The organism is Pedobacter punctiformis (genome assembly GCF_027213715.1).
Taxonomy (GTDB): domain Bacteria; phylum Bacteroidota; class Bacteroidia; order Sphingobacteriales; family Sphingobacteriaceae; genus Pedobacter; species Pedobacter punctiformis.
In genome coordinates this window covers 765,550-788,053 of sequence record NZ_JAPWGM010000001.1, presented here as the reverse complement: position 1 = coordinate 788,053, position 22,504 = coordinate 765,550, and the positions used below count along the sequence as shown (strand labels likewise).

At 36.6% G+C, this 22,504-nt stretch carries 19 protein-coding genes; 9 read left to right on the top strand and 10 right to left on the bottom strand.

The genetic code is table 11. The features are described from left to right. Positions 1–44: 44 nt before the first annotated feature. From O0955_RS03545 to O0955_RS03535, 3 genes are all read right to left on the bottom strand, one after another. Positions 45–311: a helix-turn-helix domain-containing protein gene (locus O0955_RS03545; protein ID WP_269426142.1), complete on the bottom strand. Its 267-nt coding sequence runs from the start codon at positions 309–311 to the stop codon at positions 45–47. 227 nt (positions 312–538) lie between these two features. Then, positions 539–1,021: a hypothetical protein gene (locus tag O0955_RS03540; RefSeq protein WP_269426141.1), complete on the bottom strand. Its 483-nt coding sequence runs from the start codon at positions 1,019–1,021 to the stop codon at positions 539–541. Positions 1,022–1,068: 47 nt separating this feature from the next. Then, entirely contained in the window at positions 1,069–2,265 is a 1,197-nt protein-coding gene (locus O0955_RS03535) for a THUMP domain-containing class I SAM-dependent RNA methyltransferase (RefSeq protein WP_269426598.1), read from the bottom strand. 71 nt (positions 2,266–2,336) lie between these two features. On the opposite strand from O0955_RS03535, the gene O0955_RS03530 reads away from it, so the two are divergent. From O0955_RS03530 to O0955_RS03520, 3 genes are all read left to right on the top strand, one after another. Next, a complete protein-coding gene (locus O0955_RS03530) occupies positions 2,337–2,705 on the top strand; it encodes a DUF3127 domain-containing protein (RefSeq protein ID WP_269426140.1) in 369 nt (122 codons plus the stop codon). Between the two features lie 207 nt (positions 2,706–2,912). Further along, positions 2,913–4,748, top strand: coding sequence for a sensor histidine kinase (locus O0955_RS03525; protein ID WP_269426139.1), 1,836 nt, complete (start codon positions 2,913–2,915; stop codon positions 4,746–4,748). Between the two features lie 160 nt (positions 4,749–4,908). Then, positions 4,909–5,601, top strand: a complete 693-nt coding sequence (locus O0955_RS03520) for a response regulator transcription factor (protein WP_269426138.1) — start codon at positions 4,909–4,911, stop codon at positions 5,599–5,601. Positions 5,602–5,639: 38 nt separating this feature from the next. Here O0955_RS03520 and O0955_RS03515 read toward each other — a convergent pair whose 3' ends face one another. Together O0955_RS03515 and mqnB are read right to left on the bottom strand one after the other, a co-directional pair. Next, positions 5,640–6,473 (bottom strand): menaquinone biosynthesis family protein, encoded by an 834-nt coding sequence (locus O0955_RS03515; protein WP_269426137.1) that lies wholly within the window; start codon positions 6,471–6,473, stop codon positions 5,640–5,642. Between the two features lie 40 nt (positions 6,474–6,513). Then, on the bottom strand, positions 6,514–7,137 hold the full coding sequence (mqnB, locus tag O0955_RS03510) for a futalosine hydrolase (protein ID WP_269426136.1): 624 nt from the start codon (positions 7,135–7,137) through the stop codon (positions 6,514–6,516). 164 nt (positions 7,138–7,301) lie between these two features. Here mqnB and O0955_RS03505 point away from each other — a divergent pair, with 164 nt between their 5' ends. The 4 genes from O0955_RS03505 (at position 7,302) to O0955_RS03490 (ending at position 13,188) form a co-directional block, all read left to right on the top strand. After that, positions 7,302–7,712, top strand: coding sequence for a 6-pyruvoyl trahydropterin synthase family protein (locus O0955_RS03505; RefSeq protein ID WP_269426135.1), 411 nt, complete (start codon positions 7,302–7,304; stop codon positions 7,710–7,712). 6 nt (positions 7,713–7,718) lie between these two features. Then, positions 7,719–8,354 (top strand): GTP cyclohydrolase I FolE, encoded by a 636-nt coding sequence (gene folE, locus O0955_RS03500; RefSeq protein ID WP_269426134.1) that lies wholly within the window; start codon positions 7,719–7,721, stop codon positions 8,352–8,354. A gap of 59 nt (positions 8,355–8,413) precedes the next feature. Then, positions 8,414–9,295 (top strand): ACP S-malonyltransferase, encoded by an 882-nt coding sequence (fabD, locus tag O0955_RS03495; protein ID WP_269426133.1) that lies wholly within the window; start codon positions 8,414–8,416, stop codon positions 9,293–9,295. 161 nt (positions 9,296–9,456) lie between these two features. Further along, positions 9,457–13,188, top strand: coding sequence for a sensor histidine kinase (locus O0955_RS03490; RefSeq protein WP_269426132.1), 3,732 nt, complete (start codon positions 9,457–9,459; stop codon positions 13,186–13,188). A 66-nt stretch (positions 13,189–13,254) separates the two neighbouring features. Here the strand turns inward: O0955_RS03490 and O0955_RS03485 are convergent, their stop codons facing one another. Further along, positions 13,255–14,157 carry a hypothetical protein gene (locus tag O0955_RS03485; protein ID WP_269426131.1) on the bottom strand — a complete coding sequence of 301 codons (903 nt, stop codon included), beginning with the start codon at positions 14,155–14,157 and terminating at the stop codon, positions 13,255–13,257. A gap of 209 nt (positions 14,158–14,366) precedes the next feature. Between O0955_RS03485 and O0955_RS03480 the strand changes: the two genes are divergently transcribed. Continuing rightward, a complete protein-coding gene (locus O0955_RS03480) occupies positions 14,367–15,908 on the top strand; it encodes a glycoside hydrolase family 10-like protein (RefSeq protein ID WP_269426130.1) in 1,542 nt (513 codons plus the stop codon). Here O0955_RS03480 and O0955_RS03475 read toward each other — a convergent pair whose 3' ends face one another. From O0955_RS03475 to nagB, 3 genes are all read right to left on the bottom strand, one after another. After that, entirely contained in the window at positions 15,909–16,928 is a 1,020-nt protein-coding gene (locus tag O0955_RS03475; protein WP_269426129.1) for a LacI family DNA-binding transcriptional regulator, read from the bottom strand. A gap of 72 nt (positions 16,929–17,000) precedes the next feature. Next, positions 17,001–18,143 carry an acyltransferase family protein gene (locus tag O0955_RS03470; RefSeq protein ID WP_269426128.1) on the bottom strand — a complete coding sequence of 381 codons (1,143 nt, stop codon included), beginning with the start codon at positions 18,141–18,143 and terminating at the stop codon, positions 17,001–17,003. A 174-nt stretch (positions 18,144–18,317) separates the two neighbouring features. After that, positions 18,318–20,243, bottom strand: coding sequence for a glucosamine-6-phosphate deaminase (gene nagB / locus O0955_RS03465; protein ID WP_269426127.1), 1,926 nt, complete (start codon positions 20,241–20,243; stop codon positions 18,318–18,320). A 154-nt stretch (positions 20,244–20,397) separates the two neighbouring features. On the opposite strand from nagB, the gene O0955_RS03460 reads away from it, so the two are divergent. Beyond that, positions 20,398–21,594: an anhydro-N-acetylmuramic acid kinase gene (locus O0955_RS03460; RefSeq protein ID WP_269426126.1), complete on the top strand. Its 1,197-nt coding sequence runs from the start codon at positions 20,398–20,400 to the stop codon at positions 21,592–21,594. A 3-nt stretch (positions 21,595–21,597) separates the two neighbouring features. Here O0955_RS03460 and O0955_RS03455 read toward each other — a convergent pair whose 3' ends face one another. Further along, on the bottom strand, positions 21,598–22,344 hold the full coding sequence (locus O0955_RS03455; protein ID WP_269426125.1) for a DeoR/GlpR family DNA-binding transcription regulator: 747 nt from the start codon (positions 22,342–22,344) through the stop codon (positions 21,598–21,600). Between the last annotated feature and the right edge of the window lie 160 nt (positions 22,345–22,504).

Sequence of the window (22,504 nt, the reverse complement as noted above, 5' to 3'; positions counted from 1 at the left end):
GAGTTTTAAATGAAAAATCCAGAAAAAGCTATTTCTTAAATGTATTACGGCTGTTTTTCTTCACTAATCAGTTTAACAATATCAACAGAATTAACATTAATTAAATTCAAAACTTCGACCTCCAGAATTTCAGCCACCTGGAATAAACGCTCTACCGTTAATTTGCTGTAGCCCAGTTCAATTTTACTATAGGCATTTTGAGATATTTTTAGTTTAGCCGCCAGATAGTCCTGGGTATAATCTCTATACTCTCTTATTTTTCTAATGTTTGCAGCTACATTCCTGGTCTTTAAAGCCAATAGATTTTCCATAAAAAGGGATGGTTTTTATTTACAATTATGATATAAACGAAGTTTGTACTATAAAAGATTTTAAAAAATGATTTTTATTTAAGAAAAATCATTTTGAAAGAAAAATCGACGATACTATTAAGGAAATAGAATTTCTAAATCCCTTAAGTGTCAGGTTTAACACGGAGAAAATTTGTGGATGTTGGGCATGATTTTTAATTAATAGGGAAGATTAAGTTTAGATTAAATTAATAAAGCCCCCACTCATCTTTGTATTGATCTTTTTCAAATAGCTTAACCCATTCTATAAAAATCAGGCGAAATTTTTCAATTTCATTTAACATAATGTCTTTATACTCAGGTGCACAAATGCGAAGCATATCTGCTGCCCTAACCTGTATTTCCAGTTCACGGCAATTGGTGCGGATAATTGAGGCATTTTCCATGCGCAATACATATATATCTGCACCTTCTGCACCAACAATTTTAGGGCAAATAATTAAGGCGTTTTGCATAATCAGGTTGCTTGTTAAATCTGCCATTTCGCCTTTAAGCGTTTCGCAGAAAAGGGCAGCATATTTGTAAACTGCCCTGGCCTGGTTATATAAAGTTTTTGCACTTAATGCTTTTAATCTGCTTTTTTCCGTTTCTGGTTGCGAAAAGGTTCCATCTTCACCCAAGCGACTAAATTGTTCCCATTCGGGCATGTGGTTCATGTCATCAATATCCATATTTTCAATTTTAAACTGCGTTATGGGAGTACAGGGATTGTTATATATTAATTTTCAGGTAAAACTTGTTCTTCTGCTTGTGGAGCTCTGCGGCTTCCATCATATAATTCATATTCAAGAAGGCGGCAATCGAGTTTTCCGTTGTAAAATTCTACTTTTTTAGAAGCTTTCAGGCCAATCTTTTTAGCCAGATCAGGATTGCCTGTGAAGATATAACCCGAGTAACCTTTGCATTCTTTTTTCATGTAATCGCCCATACGCTTGTAGGTTAATTCAAGTTTGCTGTGAACTCCCAGGCGTTCTCCATATTCAGGATTAAAAACAACCACTCCTTTGCCGCCTTCAGGTACTGGTGTTAACTCAAAATCGCATACTTCAAAATCAATTAAAGTATCAACACCGGCAGTTTTAGCATTTCTTCGGGTAACCTCTACGGCGTCTTCTGAAATATCTGAAGCAATGATTTTTAAATCAATGTTTTTTATAACCTGATCTTTTAAAATTCTTCTTTCTGCGAAAAACTCTTCTTCGTTATAGCCTAAAATATGCATAAAACCATAATTCATACGGTACAAACCCGGCGCTCTGTTGGTTGCAATTAAAGCAGCTTCAATGGCAAGTGTTCCTGATCCGCACATTGGATTTATAAAAGGAGATTTTTTATCCCATTGGGTAGCATAAATTACGCCTGAAGCCAGGGCTTCGAGCATTGGGGCTTTACCGGGGATTTTACGATAGCCATGTTTGGCTAATGTTTCGCCCGAGGTATCTAAAAACATATCTGCATCTGCATCTTTCCAATATAAATGCACAACCGTTTTATTCGCATCTGAACCGGAATTTGGACGAATACCTTTTTTTTCTTTTATACGGTCGACAATTGCATCTTTTACTTTTAAATTGGCAAAAAGCGGCGTAGTAATGTTTGGATTATCCACATTTGAGGTTACAGAAAAGTAACCTGAAAAATCGATTAATTCTTCCCATTCAATTTCAGAAACTTCTTTATATAAATCATCAGGTGTGATGGCTTTAAAACTTTTTATTGCATACAAAATCTGACTTGCACAACGCAGGTTTAAATTGAGCTTAATACACTCTGTGAGCGTTATATTAAGCTCAACGCCTGTAGCAAAGGCTCTTTCTATGGTATAACCTAAAGCCGTAACCTCGTCTTGTAAATAGGGAGAAAGTCGCTTATTGCAGGTAATGATTACCTTACTTTTATTGTGGAAAACTTGCATCATAATATATGCGAAGTTATCAATAAAATTATAGAGATTTGATGTTTATAGTACATTAAGTAGTATTAGATATGGAAATTAAAGGAAAAGTACACGAAGTAGGTGCCACACAGCAAGTAAGTGAAACGTTTAAAAAACGTGATTTAATAGTAGAATACGCAGAAAACCCAACATACCCGGAATATATTCGTTTTGAGGCATTGCAAGATAAAACTGCATTATTAGATAGCTTTAAAGCGGGCGATGAGGTTGAAGTTTTCTTTAATTTACGTGGTCGTCCATGGACAGATAAAGCAGGAAAAACATCATATTTTAACAGTTTGGTTATTTGGCGTATTAATGCAATTGCGGCTGGTGCTGCACCTGCAAACACACCAGAATACGCTGCTCCGGTTGATGTGAGCAACACACCAGGTGAAGATGATGATTTACCTTTCTAAATAAAGAATCTTTTTTAAGCAAACAATTTTGAATAATGCCGGAATTTATTCCGGCATTTTTTATGATTAAAATTTTCTTCTGATTGATTAACGCTTCATTTACAGCGGTATAGTGCGTGTTAAAATATGTTAAAAACATTCGGTTAAACAGCGTATTGAGTATTTTTGATGTCTGATAGATTTTTAATCTGCTGATCATTCAATTTAATGAAGAAAAAAAGTTTTTGGTTAATTACCGTTTTAATGACGGTCGCCTTACTTGGTGTTTTTGTAATGCAGTTGTATTACATCAGGGAGGCGTATAATCTAAAATCCCAACTTTTTGATGAGCAGGTCAATCAAACCCTTAACGCGGTAGTAAGTAAGGTGCAAAGAAGGTACGCCGCTGACCATATTAACCGGAAAGATGCCGAAAACAGATTAAAACAACTTCAGGATTCGAGGCAGAGAGAACTTGATATTAAAGATTTGAGGCAACAATTTGTTCAGAGTCAGGAAGCGCGGGACGGAGAACGTGAGCGTGAAATCGAAACTTACTTAAATCAGCAGGATAGTATTATTAAAGCATCTTACCGCAAACCGGAAATGGTGAGTGAAAACACTTTTAAATCTTTATCTGCATCAGATAAACAAAAGGGATCTGCCCGTTTAGATATTCAGATTGAAGGTTTGGTTGACGAAAACTTCAATTTAAATGCAGTAAACATGCGTTCTAAATTGTTTGCACCTGAAAGGAAAGTATTTAGTTTCAATTCGCCAAAAAGTGTTCCGGATACGCTTCGCTATTTGGTTTACGACCCAAGAAATTTGCAACCGGGCATTATTAGTTTCCCCAAAGTACCGGATGAACTTACCCTGAGGTTTAAAAAAGAAGATCAGCTTGCAAAAGCAGAACTGAATAAAAAAATTGCGGCATTAGGTAAGGATACAGTCGTTTACTCGGCCCCCAAACTATTGGAAGATGTAGCAAATGAAATGAAAGAAGTTAATGTTCCGCTTTATAAACGCATTAACTTTAGTTCACTCGCCAAGCTTATTGAAAAAGAACTGCTGGATCATAACATTGATCAAAAATTTGATTTTCAGGTTGAACAAAAGGATTCTGTTTTATACTTACAGGCATCAAACCCGAACACCGCCTTTTTGCCAAAAAACACTTATAAAGTCCCATTGTTCGGGAACGATATATTCAGAGATCCTGGTTTGTTAATGCTGAGTTTTCCGGATAAAAATTCTGCAATTATATCCAATCTAAGCGCTACTCTGGCTTCATCTGTTGGCTTATTGCTGGTTTTGGTTTTTATATTTTCTTATACGCTGTATGCCATTTTGAAACAGAAGAAAATATCGGAAATGAAAACTGATTTTATCAATAACATGACGCATGAGTTTAAAACGCCTGTGGCTACCATTATGATTGCCAGTGAAGCATTGAAAGACCCGGAGGTAACGGAAGATAAATCAAGGATAAAACGGCTTGCAGGAATTATTTATGATGAAAACGTACGTTTAGGTAATCATATCGAACGTGTTTTGAGTATTGCCAGACTGGAAAAAAACGAGCTTAAATTAGAAAACACCGAAGTGGATGTAAATGATTTGATTGCTATAGTTTTGGATAGCATGAGCTTACAGCTGCAAAAAAGGAACGCCATTATAACTTTAAATACAGATGCTGAAAATGCGGTTGTTTTTGGTGATGAAATGCATTTGTCAAGTGTAATTTATAACCTGATTGACAATGCCAATAAATACAGTTTAAATGCACCTGAAATAAGCATTACCACCCGGAATAGCAATAAACTCTTAATTGTCGAAATTTCGGATAAAGGTATTGGAATGACTAAAGAGCACTCGAAGAGAATTTTTGATCAGTTTTACAGAGTGCCGACAGGAAACCTGCACGACGTAAAAGGTTTTGGTTTGGGTTTAAATTATGTGCAGGATATTATTAAGCGTTTAAATGGCAGTATTAAAGTAAGTAGCGAAAAAGATAGAGGAACTACGTTCGAAATATCTTTACCTTACATAAAACATGATTAAATCGGTACAAGGTGTTGCTTTACCGATATATTAAGATTTTGCAAATGTAATTTTTATAATATAGTGAGCGATTACTATCCCTGTAAATTAAACTGTTATGCATAATCATACTCAAACTTTAAGTGTAAGCCGTATTGCTTACGAGAATAAACTAAAAAAAATGAAAAAAATACTTCTGGTAGAGGACGATCCTAACTTAGGCTTGTTGTTGCAGGATTATCTGCAATTGAAAGGCAAATTTGATGTGGTTTTATGTACTGACGGGGAAGAGGGTTTAAAGGCATTTACAAAACAAGCTTTTGATCTTTGTATACTTGATGTAATGATGCCCAAGAAGGATGGATTTACATTGGGGAAGGATATTAGAAAAACAAATGCACAAGTGCCCATCATTTTTGCAACAGCTAAAACCATGCTGGAAGATAAATCTGCAGCCTATGATTTAGGTGGAGATGATTACATTACCAAACCGTTTCGTATTGAAGAACTTTTATTGCGTATAAATGCAATGTTTAAAAGGATAGCAAATAAAGGCGGTGCTGATGAAGCCATTGAAACACAATTTTCGGTAGGTAAATATAATTTTGATTATACAACTCAGATTATAACAGCCGGCGAACAGCAGCAAAAACTTTCTACAAAAGAAGCAGAACTTTTGCGTTTGCTTTGTTTAAAGAAAAATGCTGTTTTAACCCGTGAAGAAGCCCTGCTAAGCATTTGGCATGATGATAATTATTTTAACGGGCGAAGTATGGACGTATTTTTAAGTAAACTGCGTAAATACCTTAGAGAAGACCCTTCCGTTGAGATTATTAATGTACATGGAAAAGGCTATAAATTACTTGTAAATTAAATTCGGACAGTTATTCTGAATTTATTTCAGGATGACCGTTATATATACAAATTAGCCTCAACTGCAGGAATCAGATTTCTTTCCTGCGCCAGCGTAAAAAGTGTATCAACCGCTTTCCGTCCCTCATTGCCCAAATTAATACTGTATTTATTTACGTAAAGTTCAATGTGTTTGTACATTACGGCCTCATCCATTTCCTGGGCGTGTTGTTTAATAAAATCAATACACGATTTTGGATGTGCAAATGCATACTCTACAGACTGACGAATTAATCGGTTTACTTTTAGCTGAACGTCCCGGTCTAAATTTCTGTTAATTACAATGCCACCAAGCGGAATGGCACAACCCGTTAATTTTTCCCAGTAATCTCCTAAATCCACGATTTTATTCAAACCTTTATCCTGATAGGTAAACCGGTTTTCGTGGATAATTAACCCCAGATCAATTTTATCTTCCAGCAAGGCTGATTCAATCGCAGAGAAAACCATTTCCTGTTTATTTTGAAGGTGAGGGTAGGCAATACCCAGCAGGAAATTGGCTGTTGTGTATTTTCCCGGGATTCCAACGTTTAAATCAGAGTTTAAAAGATCCTCTTCAGAAAATTTGTTTTTGCTGATTAAAAGCGGACCTACTCCAAAACCCAGTGCGCTGCCAGCATCCAGCAAGGCGTACTGGTTTGCAACATAAGCAAATGCATGAAAACTTAATTTGGTAATATCCAGCCTGCCTTTTAACGCTTTTTGATTTAGGGTTTCAACATCATCAAAGGATACCTCAAACTCTAAACCTTCGGTGTCAATTTTGTGATGAATAAGTGCATCAAAAATAAAAGTATCGTTGGGGCAGGGCGAAAAACCGAGTGTAAGTTTCATAAATCAAAATTAGCGACTGCAATATATTAGTTCGTCATAATCAGTTCATTTCTGAAAGAAAAGTAATGGCCCAGTTGTTCAGGTTTTTTATAGCAAGTCCAATTTTCCAGTTGTCCTTATTGCGTGGTTCAACATAATTTGAAATGCTGCGGACTTGAAGGCAATCTATATTTTCGCAGCTGCAGGCAAAAAAAACAGCTGCACCTTCCATGCTTTCGATGGTTGGATTTAATCTGTTAGCAATGGCATTTATGCTTTTTTCGTTACCACTTACCCGGTTTACAGTAATGGCAGTAGCAGTTGGTAAATCAATTTTTAGCCTGGTTTTATTGGGGTACGTACTTTCTCCAAACCCTAAATCGCTTATGGTTAAAAAATCATCTCCATTTTCAGCACCAAGTTCTGAAAAAGTATCCTGTGTGATATTTAATAGGCTTCCCAATTCAATTTTCCGGTCAAAACACCCGGCAATACCTAAATTTAAAACCAGGTTATATTTGGAACTTAGCTGTTTACCCAAAGCAAAAGCCGTAGCCACCATACCCACGCCGGTGATTAAAATATCGAAATTTTTAGTTTCAATAAAATCTTCCGCCGCTAAGTTATAATGTTGATAAAGAAGTGTAAGTTCGGCTTTTGTTGCGGCCACAACCAGTGTTTTCATAAGGTAAAGGTAGTTAAACATGGTCGAAAAGGCTAATGGCCAGCCTTCAAATTTGGTGCATTACACAATATAACGGCTAATTTCTATCATTCTATTTCCATCTTACCGTTTCTGGTATTCCGCGTTCATCCTTAATCCGTATATTTGTGTTTTATTTTTTTATAATGATTTATATAACGAGAAAAGCATCATTTAATGCAGCCCATAAGCTGGCCCGGACAGATTGGGATGATGACAAAAATAATGAGGTTTATGGCAAGTGTGCTAACCCTAACTGGCATGGCCATAATTATTGGTTATACGTAACCGTTAAAGGAGAAGTAAATCCCGAAACAGGTTTCCTTGTAGATTTGAAATGGCTTAAAGATGTAATGAACACCTATGTTGTAGATAAAGTTGATCATAAAAACTTAAACCTTGATGTTGATTTTATGAAAGATAAACTGGCATCAACCGAAAACCTGGCTATTGCAATCTGGGATCAGCTTTTGGCACCTATTGCGGAAAGCGGAGCAATTTTACATTCGGTTAAAATTTACGAAACCGAGAATAACTACGTTGAATATTTTGGCTAATCCACAATGGAAGATAAAGACATATTTAAAGAAGAATCAATAGACGGGTATGTTAAAATAGACCGCTATAACGACTTAAAAATCTCAGCTGTTGCCACGCATTACAAAGATATATTAGGTCAGCTGGGTGAAGATCCCGAAAGAGAAGGGTTATTAAAAACACCCGAACGTGTTGCAAAAGCCCTTCAATATTTAACGCATGGCTATGATTTAAAACCGGATCAGATTTTAAAATCAGCAATGTTTGAAGAAGACTACAGTCAAATGGTTGTTGTTAAGGATATTGAGGTTTATTCCATGTGCGAACATCATATGCTGCCGTTTTTTGGAAAGGCGCACATTGCCTATATTCCGAATGGACACATTGTGGGATTAAGTAAAATACCACGTGTTGTTGATGCCTTTGCCCGTCGTTTACAAGTGCAGGAACGCTTAACCAACGAAATCAGAGATTGTATTCAGAATACCTTAAACCCACAAGGGGTTGCAGTTGTAATGGAATGCCGGCACCTGTGTATGGCGATGCGTGGCGTGCAAAAACAAAACTCTGTTACCACCACTTCGGCCTTTACCGGAAGCTTTTTGAGCAACGATAAAACAAGGGCAGAATTTTTAAGGTTAATTACTGCAAGTTTAGATTAACCAGAATCATTATTTAAATATTTTAACTAAATATAAATTCCCCCTGGGGATTTGAGCGTATGAAAGCATATATTTTTCCCGGACAGGGAGCGCAGTTTGTTGGCATGGGTAAAGACCTTTATGAAAACGCAAAAGCTGCAGAACTATTTGAAAAGGCAAACGAAATCATCGGTTTTCGCATTAGCGATATCATGTTTGGCGGTACCGATGAAGAACTTAAACAAACTAACGTAACCCAGCCGGCAATTTTCCTGCACTCCGTTATTTTAGCCAAAGTTTTAGGAGACGATTTTAAACCGGATATGGTTGCTGGTCACTCATTAGGTGAGTTTTCTGCTTTGGTTGCTGCAAATGCATTAACCTTTGAAGACGGTTTAAAACTGGTTATTGCCCGTGCAAATGCAATGCAAAAAGCTTGCGAAGCACAACCATCAACTATGGCTGCTATTTTAGGCCTGGCAGATGATGTTGTAGAGAAAATTTGCTCAGAAATTGATGCGGTTGTTGTACCTGCTAATTATAATTGCCCGGGGCAGCTGGTTATCTCAGGAAGTATTGAAGGTATTGATTTAGCATGTGCTAAATTAACGGAGGCAGGCGCAAAAAGAGCATTGAAATTAAACGTTGGTGGTGCTTTCCACTCACCTTTAATGGAACCTGCAAAAATTGAATTACAGGCGGCAATTGAAAATACAATAATTAATGCTCCAATTTGTCCTGTGTACCAAAATGTTGACGCGAAGCCTTATACGGACCCTGCTCAAATTAAAGAAAACTTAATTAAGCAATTAACCGGGGCAGTTAGATGGACTCAAACTTCAGAAAATATGATTGCTGATGGCGCTACAGAATTTGTAGAAGTTGGTCCGGGTAATGTACTGCAAGGCCTGGTAAAAAAAGTAAGCCGCGAGGTGCAAACCAGCAGCGCAACTATAGCCTGATCAGGTATATTGTTTTAGAAAGGGTGTTTTAATTACGATTCGCAAAACATATTTCTATATGTAGCATAATTTTTGTACATAGGAAATGAAATATAATTTGGTTAGAGAGTTATAATCAGGACACCCTTTTTTAGGAATAATTAATACCTTTATCAGCATAGATGAAATTAACCTTTGGCGTAAAAATAAGATTTCTACTGCTTGTTCTGGGCTTTTGCCTCATAGCAACATCTATATCATTAAGCAGGTTTACAACCAAATCAGAACTCTTAGAACGGGATTCAAAAGAGATACAAGAAAAACTACTGGTTAGCGAAAGAATCGTCGAAAATTTCCTGAATAGTAAAACCGATGTTGAAAATACGAAGAAATTTCATTTAGACCCTGCTAAAGCACTCAATTTTATAGATGTTTACCGGAAACAACTGGGTATAAATCTGCTAACCTATCAAAATAATCAGCTCAAATTTTGGAGTACCAATAAAGTTTCAGATCTCGATCCTTCTGCGATAAGAGAGGGGCATTCCGTTTTATTTTTATCCAATGGATGGTACGAGGTGATAAAAAAAACAAATAAGGATTTTAACCTTATATTTTTAATCGCCATACAATCTCAGTTTCAGGTTAAAGAAAATCAGTATTTTAAAAATGATATCGATCCGCTTTTGTCCGGATCAAACAAACTTACTTTAGCCAGCTTTAACGATAAAGAGATTTATGCAGTAAAAAGTATTGAAAATAAATTTCTTTTCGGATTAAAGGTTAAACCCGGCTATGCAGAAAAATATTATTCGGGTATACAACTTTGGCTGTTTCTGTTGGGGGTTTTATGCGTTTGCATGTTCTTTAATTCCCTTTGTTCGTTAATTGCAAAGCGGGGTTATTTACTTTCGGCAACGTTTCTGCTTGCCGTTTTTTTTCTGGTGGCCCGTTTAAGCGATTTGTATTACGGCTGGTTTAACCATCGGTTTGTACTCGAACTTTTTGATCCAAGAATTTATTCCGAAAGCTGGTTAATGCCTTCATTAGGTGATTTTTTATTGAATGTACTCTCCTTAACGTGGGTGCTTTTATTTATGTACAACCACCGGCATGAATATAAATTTAGCGAGGGCATCAGGAAAAGTAAAGTAGCCGGAATCATCATTCATATTATTTTTCTGGGTTTAATAGGCTATATGGCCCTCGTGGTTGATGACATTTTCTTTGGTTTGATTTACAACTCAAAAATAAATTTTGAAATCATCAATATTTTAAAACTTAGTGGTACAAGCTGGGTAAGTATTGTGATTTTATGCCTCGTTTGGTTTCATATTTATTTGGTGACCATTATTTCTACCACGGTGAGTTTGCAATTAAATGTAACCAATAAAGAGCGCTTAATTATTTTTTTAAGCGGCTTTTTAATGATCTTTCTTTATAAATGCATTACTGATTTTACCGCTTTTTTCATTGTTTTTGCACTTGTGCTTTTTATCGTTACGAGGAGCGTATATGTCAAAAATGTTTACTTTTCGACGGGTCTCTTCGCTATTGTTTTTTTCTGTCTTGCATTTAATACGTCCATAAAATACATTAAGTATAAAGATATTAAGGAGCGTAGTTTTCGTGAAACTTTTGCCAGGAAAGTACAATCCTCAGAAGATCCCAACGCCATAATTGCATTGGGTAATTTAGAACAACAAATTATAAATGATCCATATCTGGTCAAATATTTTACTAAATCGCAGGGCAATAATTATTCGGTTTTAAAAAACCATTTCAAAAGTTACCTTGATGGATATTTAACCAAGTATGATTATCAGATTTATCCTTACGATGAACAGGAGAAATCGTTGAATAATCCTGAAACACAGCCGCTTATATCTAAATATAAAACACTGGTAGAATATGGCTCTATTAAAATTGAACGCTCCAACTATTTCTACCAGGTTAATAACACTTTTGGTTACCAGGATTATTTCGGAATCATTCCTGTACTAAGTAATGATAGCTTACTGGGTACTTTTATTATCGAACTTCGCTCCAAACCCTATAACTACAACAACAGGTTGCCTGATCTTCTGGGCGACCAGCGATTGATGAGGGAAGAAAATTTTAAAGATTACTCATTTGCCCTTTACAATAACAACAAGCTACTCAATCAATCCGGAAATTTTACTTACCCGCTTGATGGCCAAATATTTAAAGGGAAGATAGATGATTTTGTAACCAGTGATGATAAGTTTTTGCGCTATAGCCACATGGTTTATATGCCAACATCAAGCAAAATGGTTGTTATCAGTAAAGAAAAGGTAAGTTATATTGAACGTTTAGCTGCACTATCTTTCTTTTTCCTGATTTTTATTGTGTTTTCTATTATTCTTTATGGCTTAATCTGGCTGATTAAAAATCTTGATGATGATAAAGTGGGCTGGTTCAGCATCAACAGATCGTTAATGATCAATGCGAACAAAATCTTATACAAAACCCGTATTCAGCTGTCAATCGTACTTTCAGTTGTGGCTACGCTGCTTATTGTTGGCTGGACAACCTATTTCTATATGGATAAAGAATATAGAAGTCAGCAGGATCTTTTAATTAAAGATAAAATTAGAAAAGTACAGCAAAACTACGAGAAGCAGGTTTTTAACCATGGCAATATCAATACAGATGAAAATTCAATTGCGGAGTTTAATAACTTCGCCGACATTAATAATGCCGATTTGCATCTCTTTGATTTGGATGGAAATTTAATTATGACAACCTATCCCAAGTTATTCTCTTACAAAATTATAACCCGGAAAATAGCGCCGTTACCTTATATTTATTTAAAGCAGTTACAGCGATCGGAGTTTATAAATGCAGAAAAAATAGGGTCATTAGATTATGCTGCGGCTTATGCGCCTATACGGAATGCTCAAAATAAAACAATAGCCTACATTGGCCTGCCTAACTATTCAAACGAAGAAGAGTACAAAGATAAAATTGCTCTTTTTGTAAGTAACCTGATTAATATTTATGCACTGGTGTTTGTAGCCATCGGTGTATTGGCTGTATTTTTGGCCAATCAAATTACTAACCCTTTAACCTTTATTCAGGAAAGTATTAGCCGGACGAAAATAGGACAACGAAACGAACCTATTGTTTGGCGCAGACATGATGAAATTGGTTCCTTAATTAAGGAATATAACAGTATGATTGCTGCACTGGAGGCCAGTGCGATTAAGCTGGCTCGTTCTGAAAGGGAAAGTGCGTGGCGGGAAATGGCAAAACAGGTTGCCCACGAAATTAAAAACCCATTAACGCCTTTAAAATTAGGGGTTCAATTGTTAGAGAAATCGTGGAGAGAAAAAGATCCTAATTTTGAAGTTAAGTTTAACAAGTTCAGTAAATCTTTTATTGAGCAAATAGACAGTCTTTCTAAAATCGCATCTGAGTTTTCGAATTTTGCAAAAATGCCGGATACAAATCTGGAAGAACTATCTATTTTGCCAATTATAGAGCAAGCCCGAGAAGTATTTAAAAGTACAGAGAACGTGGAGATAAACATATTAAACAAGGCTGATGTTAATATGCAGATTATGGCAGACCGGGATCAGCTTTTGCGTACGTTTAATAATTTATTTAAAAATGCAATTGAAGCCATTGATGGCGACGAACCTTGCTGTATAACGGCTGTTTTGTACAATGATGAAGCCAATGCCTATATCGAAATAAAGGATAATGGTAAAGGCATTCCAAGTTCTTTGCACAGTAAAATATTCGTTCCTAATTTCACCACCAAAACATCAGGTACAGGCTTAGGTCTGGCTTTTGTAAAGCAGGCAGTCGGAAATGCAGGTGGTACCATAAGTTTCACTTCCATTGCAGAAGTAGGCACAACATTTTATTTAAGCTTTCCTTTGGCTTAACGAGAATAAAAAATAATGAATTTTGTGGATTGGATTTGGGATGTTGGGAAGGGTGGGGGAATGATTTTATCTTAAGTCTATCTGGGCTTTACCCATTGTGCTGCCGTCTGTATACAAAATGACGGTATAAATGCCTTTAATGAATGGATTGGGATTCTTCCAGTCAATTACATAAGTACTTTCATCGTTATTATAATTGATGTATATGGAGTGGCTAAACTGCATTTCCTGTCCATCTGCTTCAAAGCGGTTTTCTTCATCAGCAATCAGGTTTCCTGCAGGATCAAATACCCTTAGATAGATATTATGATGTGCTTTATTTGCAAGCTCATTTGGAATGATATTGAACCGAACACTTAACTTTTCTGCTGTTGATGATTTGGTCACCTCAACTTTCCTGCCGCTTGATTTCGTTCTGAATGCGATAATTTCAGCATTCTGAAGTTTCAATGCAGAAGCAGCCTTAACTTTTACATTTAAATTAGAGTTTTCATCCTCCAGGTTCGAAGCCTTGTTGCTTATGTTTTTGACGGCATTGGCAAGGCTATCCCGGCTATTTTTCAAAAAAAGATTATCCTTTTGAAGCTGAATAATCTGATCGTTATAATTTTTAACAAAACTCTTGAGTTCGTTTATTTGAGCATAAGCTTTGTCCAGTTGCTCTTGCGTCATTTGCCCTTTTTGCAAAGCGATTTTCAGTTCAGCAATCTTCTCTCTGGCAAGTTTTTCGCTTTGAATCAGCTTTTCGTTCAGATTTAGATTTAAGGCATTTGCTTTATCCAGCTCAACCTCAATTTTCTCAACTTCTAGGCGTAGTTTATCTTTTTCGGTGCTTACAGTTACAAATCTTTTGTTTTGCTGTTTATCTTTGAAAAACAGATAAGCATTTGTGCCAATTAAGGCTGCGATAACAATAATAAGGAGGTAAATTTTATTTCTATCACCTTTATTAACAATTTTTGGGTCCATTTTTAATTATGCTCTGTATTTCTAACTTAATATACTTTGTATCTTCATAGGTAAATGGCAACACAATCGGAGCTTATATTAGAGCTTAAATTAAAATTTTTACTAATAATTATATGAGTTTTTAAAAAAAATCGTTTACTTGCTAATGTTCCAGATTGTATGGTAAATAACACAAACCAGCAGCTTCAACAAAAAAACACAGAAAAATAATGCTTAAAAACTTTCTATACGCAATTTTAACTTTAATTATAGCACCGTATATACTAAATGCACAACCACTAACAAAAATTGCACCAAAAAGAGAATTTAGAGGGGTTTGGGTGGCTACAGTTACCAATATAGATTGGCCTTCTAAGCCGGGTTTAACCGTCGATCAGCAAAAGCAAGAGTTAATTGGAATACTGGAAAAACACAAAAGCCAGGGTTTTAATGCAATTATTTTGCAAATCAGACCGGCAGGTGATGCGTTGTATGCAAAATCAAGAGAGCCATGGAGTCAATGGTTAATGGGCAGGCAAGGGCTGGCACCTGCACCGGGTTACGATCCTTTGGCTTTCGCCATTAAAGAATCGCATTTTAGGGGAATGGAATTGCATGCCTGGTTTAATCCTTACCGGGGTACCATGAGCAGCTCAGCGGTTTTAAGTGAGATGCATGCGGCAAGAAAACACCCTGAATGGTTTTTTGTATATGGCGGAAAAAAGCAGTTTGATCCGGGTATTCCGGAAGTTAGAGAATACATTGTTCAGGTGATTTTAGATGTGGTTAAGGAGTATGACGTAGATGGAATCCATTTCGATGATTATTTTTATCCTTATAAAATAGAAGGACAAAGTATAAACGATGGAAATACCTTTTATAAGTACCCGAATGGATTTTCAAACATTAAAGACTGGCGTAGAAATAACGTTGATGTATTAATTAAAATGCTGGACGATAGCATTCACCATTATAAAAAGTACGTTAAGTTTGGAGTTAGTCCTTTTGGTATCTGGAGAAACAAATATGAAGACCCGGAAGGTTCAGCCAGTAACGGGCTTTCTAATTATGCAGAGCTTTATGCTGACAGCAGGAAATGGGTTAAAGAGGGTTGGGTAGATTACATTAATCCTCAAATCTATTTTACATTTAGCCGTAGAGTAGCGCCTTTTGCTGTTTTGGCAGATTGGTGGAGCAATAATAGTTACGGGCGGCATGTTTATATCGGACAAGGGGCTTATCTCGTAAATTCGAGAGCAGAATTTGCCTGGCGAAACCTTAGCGAAATTCCTAAGCAAATTAGATACATCAGAGAGAATAACCGGTTGCAGGGGAGTGTTTTCTTCTCTTCAAAATCACTAAGTACAGTTGCCCGGGCAGTAGGAGATTCATTGCGAAACGATTTTTATAAATATCCTGCCTTGCCGCCTCAAATGCCATGGCTGGATGAGGTGCCACCAAATGAACCACAGGCACTTATTGCTGACGCATTAAAAGATGGTGTGCATTTAAAGTGGGAAAAACCTGTAAAAGCGAGTGATGGCGAAACATCCTCAGGTTTTGTAGTGTATAGATTTAGTGAAGGAGAGAAAATCTCTGTACTTGATCCTAAAAATATTATTAAAATCAGCTTTGAAGATTATACTTCCTTCATAGATACTGGTGCAGAGGCTGGAAAAAGATACAGCTATCTGGTTACCGCATTAGACCGTTTAAAAAATGAAAGCGATCCAAGCGGCCCGGTAGGAGTGGAAATTCCTTTGGCCAAATAACTATTTTGTATTAGATGTAGATTCCCTGACCACCAATGTTGGACTAAGCACAATATGATCTGTGTTTTTGTAAGGGTTTTCTTGTCTGATCATTTTCAAAAACATTTCTGCACAAGCCGTACCCATTTTATTAGGGTGCTGATCAATGGTAGAAAGACTTGGGGTAATGTAATCAGAGAAGGTTTCATTGGCAAAACCAATAACTCCGATTTGAGGAGGTGTTTTACCCATTTCCTTTAATTTTTTGATTACGCCCAGCGCTGTAAAATCGTCTCCTGCAATAATAGCATCAGGTGTATTTTCACTGTTCATTAACCTTTCGGCCCCTTTTTGCCCGGCAGAAATAGATAGATCACCAAAAATAACATGATCTTCAGCGCATGCTAAACGATGCTTCGATAAAGCACTTCTGTATCCTTTTAAGCGATCATCAAAGATTTTAATCTGATGTTCGGTCGTTACGAAGGCAATTTTTTTATAACCTTGCTTAATCAGGTGTTTGGTAGCCTGGTAACCTGCTTCGAAATCATCAAGGGTAACAGTAGGCACGTTTAAACTTTCGTGTACCCGATCGAATAAAATTAAAGGTTTATTTTGTTTGATAATTTCATTAAAATGCTCAAAAACACTGGTTTCTAATGATAATGAAGCGATAATTCCATCAACCTGCGCTTCCAGCAACGTTTTTACGCCATTAATTTCATTATCGATTGATTCGTTCGACTGGTAAAGAATAATCCGGTAACCGCTGTCTTTAAGGCCGTCTTCAATACTGTGAATAATCGATGCGAAGAATTGCGCCTGCACGCTTGGAACAATAACGCCAATAATATAAGTTTTGCCGGATTTTAAGGCCGAAGCTAATTTATTTGGGCTATAATTTAATTTTTTGGCTACTTCCAATACGGCTTTCCGGGTGGCATCACTTATTGCCGGGAAACCGCTAAGGGCTCTTGAAACAGTAGAAACTGTTACATTAAGTTCCTGGGCAATATCGTATATAGTGGTTTTCTTTTTCAATGCTAATAATTAATGATCCCGACCTATTTTTGCAGAAATACATCGATGTAAACTGAGCCGCCAATTTAGAGTTTATACTTTAATAATGATGTTCTTTTTGTACATAAACCACAAAAGAACATAGAAAATAAGGACATAACTAATGGCCCATATTAACGAAGCATTTATTGGCGAAAAATGTGGTGCGTAATAGGTATTGTACAGGTAGGCAAGAGCGCCGGTTTTTGTGCCGTCGGGCTTAGTAATTAAAATAAAATTAAGTAAACGTGGCATTAAGCCTGAAAGGAAAAAAACGGTTATGGCATTTACACCATAAACCACAAACGGTTTGGTGAAGTTTTTATAACCCTGTACATCTATAATCCAATAGCATAGTGCCAGCGCTACAGAAGCAAGCCCGCCGGCATATAGCACATACGAACTGGTCCATAATGATTTGTTAATCGGAAATTGAAGATCCCATAACAAGCCTGCAACAATTGTTAAGATACCAACAGAAAATAACCAGGAAACTTTTGTTGCACTATCCACATCTTTGCGGCGCATCCAAATGCCAACCAAAATCCCGAATAAACAGGTGCCTATTGCTGGCAGGGTACTTAAAATGCCTTCCGGATCCCAGGTTTTTGATGAAGCCCAGGTATGTGCTTCAGTTAAAATACCCCGGTCTATCCATGCCGCCAAATTGGTTTCTTTTTCCAGGTTGGCATAACCTATTCCGGGTACCGGAACAAATGTCATTAAGGCCCAATAAACAGCCAATATTATAATTAAGGTTTTAAAGATCGTTTTTGGCGAAGCCTTAATAAAAATAATACTGCTGATGATAAATACGATTCCAATACGCTGCAAAACACCAAGTAATCTAACGGTTTGAAAAGCCGTTGAAGGATCAGAAATTAATTTACCGAATATGGCCAGAAAAAAACCTAAAAAGTAGAGAATCAAACCTCTTTTTATAGCCTTTAAAATGGTTTTTTTATGTGTTGAAAGATCAGCTTTGCTGCTGCTCATGGCAAAAGCGATAGATACTCCGACAATCCATAGGAAAAAAGGAAAAATTAAGTCTGTTGGTGTACAACCGTTCCATTCAGCATGTTCCAAAGGAGCATAAATATGGCCCCAGCTACCTGGATTATTTACTAAGATCATGGCAGCTACAGTTAACCCTCTGAAAAAATCAAGAGAAAGTAAACGTTGTTTTGGTTCTGTCATTTTAAGGATGTTTTGGTTATTGGAAAACTAAATTAGAATATTGTTCTTACAAAGTGAAATAAATAGCCTTTCCGATTCTTAAATCCTCTAAGTTTTTTATCTGCCTGAACACGCCTCCAATAAAAAAGCCTGTCTTGAATAAACAAAACAGGCTTTATTTTAAAGTATTTTATTTTAGTCCTGGAATTTCCAGCGAACAAAAGCTTCCATCGCTTCGTATTCAGCTAAACCTAAATCATCATAAGCTTTTGCTGTATCACGGTTACGGTCTTCAGCACGCTGCCAAAACTCACGTGCATCATCTCCAGGGAAAACAGCTCTGTCTTTTTGACTTTGGTGTTTGAAAATTGCATATTTTTTGCGTTCTAATTCCTGAGGACTGATTGGAACAGCCATTTCAATTTCATAGGTTTCAAATTCATGCCATGCACCACGATACATCCATAACCAGCAATCTTTTGCCCAGCTTTCCGTTTTACGTAGGCGGTTTAAGGCTTCTAAAATAATGTTGAAACATACAATGTGTGTGCCATGAGGATCTTCGAAATCACCGGCAGCAAATACTTGTTGCGGTTTTACTTTTTGTAATAATTCAATCGTCAATTCAATATCGGCATCCGTAACCGGGTTTTTTTGATTTTTACCACTTTCATAAAAAGGAAGTGCCTGAAAATGAATATGGTCATCTTCCAGTCCGCAGTAACGGGCGCCCGCAATAGCCTCACCTTTTCTGATTAGTCCTTTAACGGTTTGGATTTCTGGCGTATCTACCTGATTTGGCTTTTTCTGCTCAATAAAAGTACGCATGTTTTGATAAAGCTCTTTTAAGTGAGTGTTATCCATACCCATTTTCTCAGTAAAATCTACGTTAAACTCCACAAAACGTAAAGCATCATCATCCCAAACTGCGGTATTACCAGAAGTTTGATAAGCTACGTGAACATCGTGTTTCTGATCAACCAAACGGATAAATGTTCCACCCATTGAAATCACATCATCATCAGGATGCGGAGAGAAAATAATAACCCGTTTTTTTGCAGGTTCAGCTCTTTCAGGTCTTTGCGAATCGTCGGCATTCGGCTTACCACCCGGCCAGCCTGTAATGGTGTGCTGTAATTTGTTAAAAATATGAATGTTGATATTGTAAACCGGTCCCTTTTCAGTTGCCAGTTGCGCCATACCATTATTATTGTAATCGTCTTCAGTTAACTTTAAAATTGGTTTTTTTAAGGTATTTGCCAGCCAAATTACAGCTTTACGGATTAAGGCATCCGTCCAAACGCAATCTTTAACCAACCAAGGTGTATTAAAACGGGTAAGATCAGTAGCTGCCGGTTGGTCCAGGATAAATTCAACATTATCAGAGAGTTGAAGAAAAGTTGCCGGAACATCGCCCGATATTTCACCTTCAACAGCCTTTTTTATAATGGATGCTTTCTTTCTGCTCCAGGCCATTAAAATAATTTCACGGGCTTTGAAAATTGTTCCAATACCCATGGTAATAGCTTTTGTTGGTACAAAAGATTTTCCACCGAAATCACGTGCAGCATCACGGCGTGTTAAGTCATCTAAAGTAACTAAACGTGTACCTGAATTCGGAGCAGAACCCGGCTCGTTAAAACCGATGTGACCTGTACGTCCAATACCCAGAATTTGAATATCGAGACCACCTAAATCACCGATTTTCTTTTCATAATCCAAACAGAAAGCCGGAATATCCTCAAGCGCAAGTGTGCCATCAGGAATATGAACATTATTTTTATCAATATCGATATGATCGAAAAGGTTTTCGTTCATAAAGGTAACGTAACTCTGCGCCGCATTTGGCTGCATTGGATAATACTCATCCAAGTTAAAAGTAATTACGTTTTTAAAACTTAAACCCTCTTCTTTGTGCAGTCTTACTAATTCAGCATAAACTGCAATTGGGGTAACACCTGTTGCTAAGCCCAGTACGGCAGGTGTGTTGTTTGCTTGTTTGGTTTTAATGAGGTTTGCAATGCGATGCGCCACATTAACAGAAGCAATTTTCGGATTTTCAAATACGCTTACAGGTAATTTTTCAAAGCGTGTTTCCTCCAGTAAATTTAATCTAGCCATTTTATTTTATATGGTTTTTGATGTACGGAGCAGTAAATATAGTAGTTATGAACCGTTTTTAGTAAAGGTTTTTTTACTTTTATTGCAAGAATTAGATAAAAAACGTTTTATCTTGACAAACAAACGTTTGATTATTTGAAAAAAATTTAACAAGATGAACACTCAGCTACAAAATCTTTATTTAAAAGCAAATAAAGCAGAACGCCTGATCATTGGTTTGATGTCTGGCACTTCAATGGATGGTTTGGATATTGCCCTTTGCTCTGTAAAAAACAGCGGCGCTAACACGGATATTAAAGTGTTAAAATTTAAAACCGGAGATTATACCGATGATTTCAGGGCAAAGGTTAAGGCTATTTTTTCTAAAAAAGAGGTTGATTTGCAACTGGTTTGCCTGATGAATGAATTAGTGGCCATTACACATGCTGAACTCATCAACGAAGCTTTGAAAGAATGGGGATATGAGAATACTGAAATTGATTTCATCGCCAGTCATGGACAAACGATTTTCCATGCGCCGAAATCTTTGCATAAAATGGAAGCGTACCCAACCGGGACTTTGCAAATTGGAGATGGAGATCATATTGCAGTAAAAACCGGAATTATAACCCTTTCTGATTTTAGACAGAAACACATTGCTGCGGGCGGTGATGGGGCTCCCTTAGCCGTTTATGGCGATTATTTGATGTTTTCTAAAAGTGGTGAGGATCGGATTATGCTTAATATCGGTGGGATTGCAAATTTTACCTATTTACCAGGTAATTTAAAAGCCAGTGAAATTTTTTCGACAGATGTTGGCCCGGGAAATACGCTCATGGATCAATACGCTCAAAAATATTATAATCTTTTTTATGATAAAAATGCAGAAATAGCCTTGTCAGGAACTTTAAATGAAGATCTTTTAGCTGCACTGCTTAATGACGATTTTTTTGATCTTGATGTGCCAAAAACTACTGGCCCCGAATTATTTAACCTTGATTATTTAAGTAAAGCACAACAAAAATCGTCGACAGTAAACATAAAACAGGAAGATGTGATGGCAACTTTATGCCATTTTTCTGCTGAAACTATTGCCAATCAAATTAAAGTTTGTTTCGGCAATGAACCCGCACTTAAAATTTATATGAGTGGTGGCGGAATGCACAATCCCTTACTTGTTGATATACTAAAAGTGAGATTGTCCCATTCGGAATTTTTAGATACAAACAGTTTGAATATTAATCCCGATGCAAAAGAAGCTGTTTTATTTACCGTTTTGGCTAATGAAACATTATGTGGTAGCCCCATAAATTTTGGAGACCGAAAAGGAATCCCCTCTGTTTGTATGGGTAAAATTAGTTTGCCAGAATAGTGATTAAAGGATCTGCAATTCTTTAAGGCTATAAGATTTTAATAGCTGATCGCCTTTGTCCAATTCGGTAACCAGATAATTTATATGCTCAATAGGGCAAACCTTTAGTCGTAATGCAATGTCTAATTTTTCAGAAATGCATAAAACAGCCGATTTTTTGGATGCTGCAAGCATTGCTTTTTTTAACTGATTAATTTCCCAGTCGGTATCCGTTAAACCCTCTATGGCATCAATGGCGCTGGTACCCATTAAACATAAATCTGCCTTTATTTCAGATAATTGCATTATTACATGGCCGCCATAAGTAATTTGTGAGTTTTTGGAAAACAAGCCTCCGATTAGGATAACCTCCACATTATTGTATTTGGCAAGTTCAACAGCAACCAACGGGCTAATTGTAAAAAATGTGGCCTGTAAACTCTCAGGAAGCTGTTTTACAAATTCCAGGATAGTTGTTCCTCCACCTGTTAATACCACCATTCCATCTTTAATCAGTTTGGTGGCCTTTTTGGCTATAATAATTTTACTATCCCTGGCGTATACGGTACTATCGTCAAAAGAAGAGTGATAAGATTTAGATAAAGCACCTCCGTGTACTTTAAAAAGTCGGCCCTGATCAACCAATTCTTGTAAATCTCTTCTGATCGTATCTTCAGAGACATTTAATAACTGAACCAAATCAGAGGTAAGTACCCGATTATGTAAATTAATCTGACGCATGATGAAATCATGCCTTTCTTTTTTGAGCATAGCGCTATTGCATTTAAACGAATGTATAAAAGATTTTTTAAAATTTTTAAATTTTGCGTGTTTTTGCGGTTTTGTGCAATAATATATTGTCAGCCGGAAATAAATCTGTTATATATTTGGTTTTTATTGGAAAACATTTAGGATATTAGCTTAATGTTAA

Excerpts from the sequence above, each read along its gene's own strand:
- O0955_RS03505 (WP_269426135.1), top strand. The coding sequence starts at position 7,302 with ATGATTTATATAACGAGAAAAGCATCATTTAATGCAGCCCATAAGCTG.
- nagB (WP_269426127.1), bottom strand. The coding sequence starts at position 20,243 with ATGGCTAGATTAAATTTACTGGAGGAAACACGCTTTGAAAAATTACCT.
- O0955_RS03520 (WP_269426138.1), top strand. The coding sequence starts at position 4,909 with ATGAAAAAAATACTTCTGGTAGAGGACGATCCTAACTTAGGCTTGTTG.
- O0955_RS03485 (WP_269426131.1), bottom strand. The coding sequence starts at position 14,157 with ATGGACCCAAAAATTGTTAATAAAGGTGATAGAAATAAAATTTACCTC.
- O0955_RS03470 (WP_269426128.1), bottom strand. The coding sequence starts at position 18,143 with ATGACAGAACCAAAACAACGTTTACTTTCTCTTGATTTTTTCAGAGGG.
- O0955_RS03515 (WP_269426137.1), bottom strand. The coding sequence starts at position 6,473 with ATGAAACTTACACTCGGTTTTTCGCCCTGCCCCAACGATACTTTTATT.
- O0955_RS03540 (WP_269426141.1), bottom strand. The coding sequence starts at position 1,021 with ATGGATATTGATGACATGAACCACATGCCCGAATGGGAACAATTTAGT.
- fabD (WP_269426133.1), top strand. The coding sequence starts at position 8,414 with ATGAAAGCATATATTTTTCCCGGACAGGGAGCGCAGTTTGTTGGCATG.
- O0955_RS03545 (WP_269426142.1), bottom strand. The coding sequence starts at position 311 with ATGGAAAATCTATTGGCTTTAAAGACCAGGAATGTAGCTGCAAACATT.
- O0955_RS03460 (WP_269426126.1), top strand. The coding sequence starts at position 20,398 with ATGAACACTCAGCTACAAAATCTTTATTTAAAAGCAAATAAAGCAGAA.
- O0955_RS03530 (WP_269426140.1), top strand. The coding sequence starts at position 2,337 with ATGGAAATTAAAGGAAAAGTACACGAAGTAGGTGCCACACAGCAAGTA.
- O0955_RS03490 (WP_269426132.1), top strand. The coding sequence starts at position 9,457 with ATGAAATTAACCTTTGGCGTAAAAATAAGATTTCTACTGCTTGTTCTG.
- O0955_RS03535 (WP_269426598.1), bottom strand. The coding sequence starts at position 2,265 with ATGCAAGTTTTCCACAATAAAAGTAAGGTAATCATTACCTGCAATAAG.
- O0955_RS03480 (WP_269426130.1), top strand. The coding sequence starts at position 14,367 with ATGCTTAAAAACTTTCTATACGCAATTTTAACTTTAATTATAGCACCG.
- O0955_RS03455 (WP_269426125.1), bottom strand. The coding sequence starts at position 22,344 with ATGCTCAAAAAAGAAAGGCATGATTTCATCATGCGTCAGATTAATTTA.
- folE (WP_269426134.1), top strand. The coding sequence starts at position 7,719 with ATGGAAGATAAAGACATATTTAAAGAAGAATCAATAGACGGGTATGTT.
- mqnB (WP_269426136.1), bottom strand. The coding sequence starts at position 7,137 with ATGAAAACACTGGTTGTGGCCGCAACAAAAGCCGAACTTACACTTCTT.
- O0955_RS03525 (WP_269426139.1), top strand. The coding sequence starts at position 2,913 with ATGAAGAAAAAAAGTTTTTGGTTAATTACCGTTTTAATGACGGTCGCC.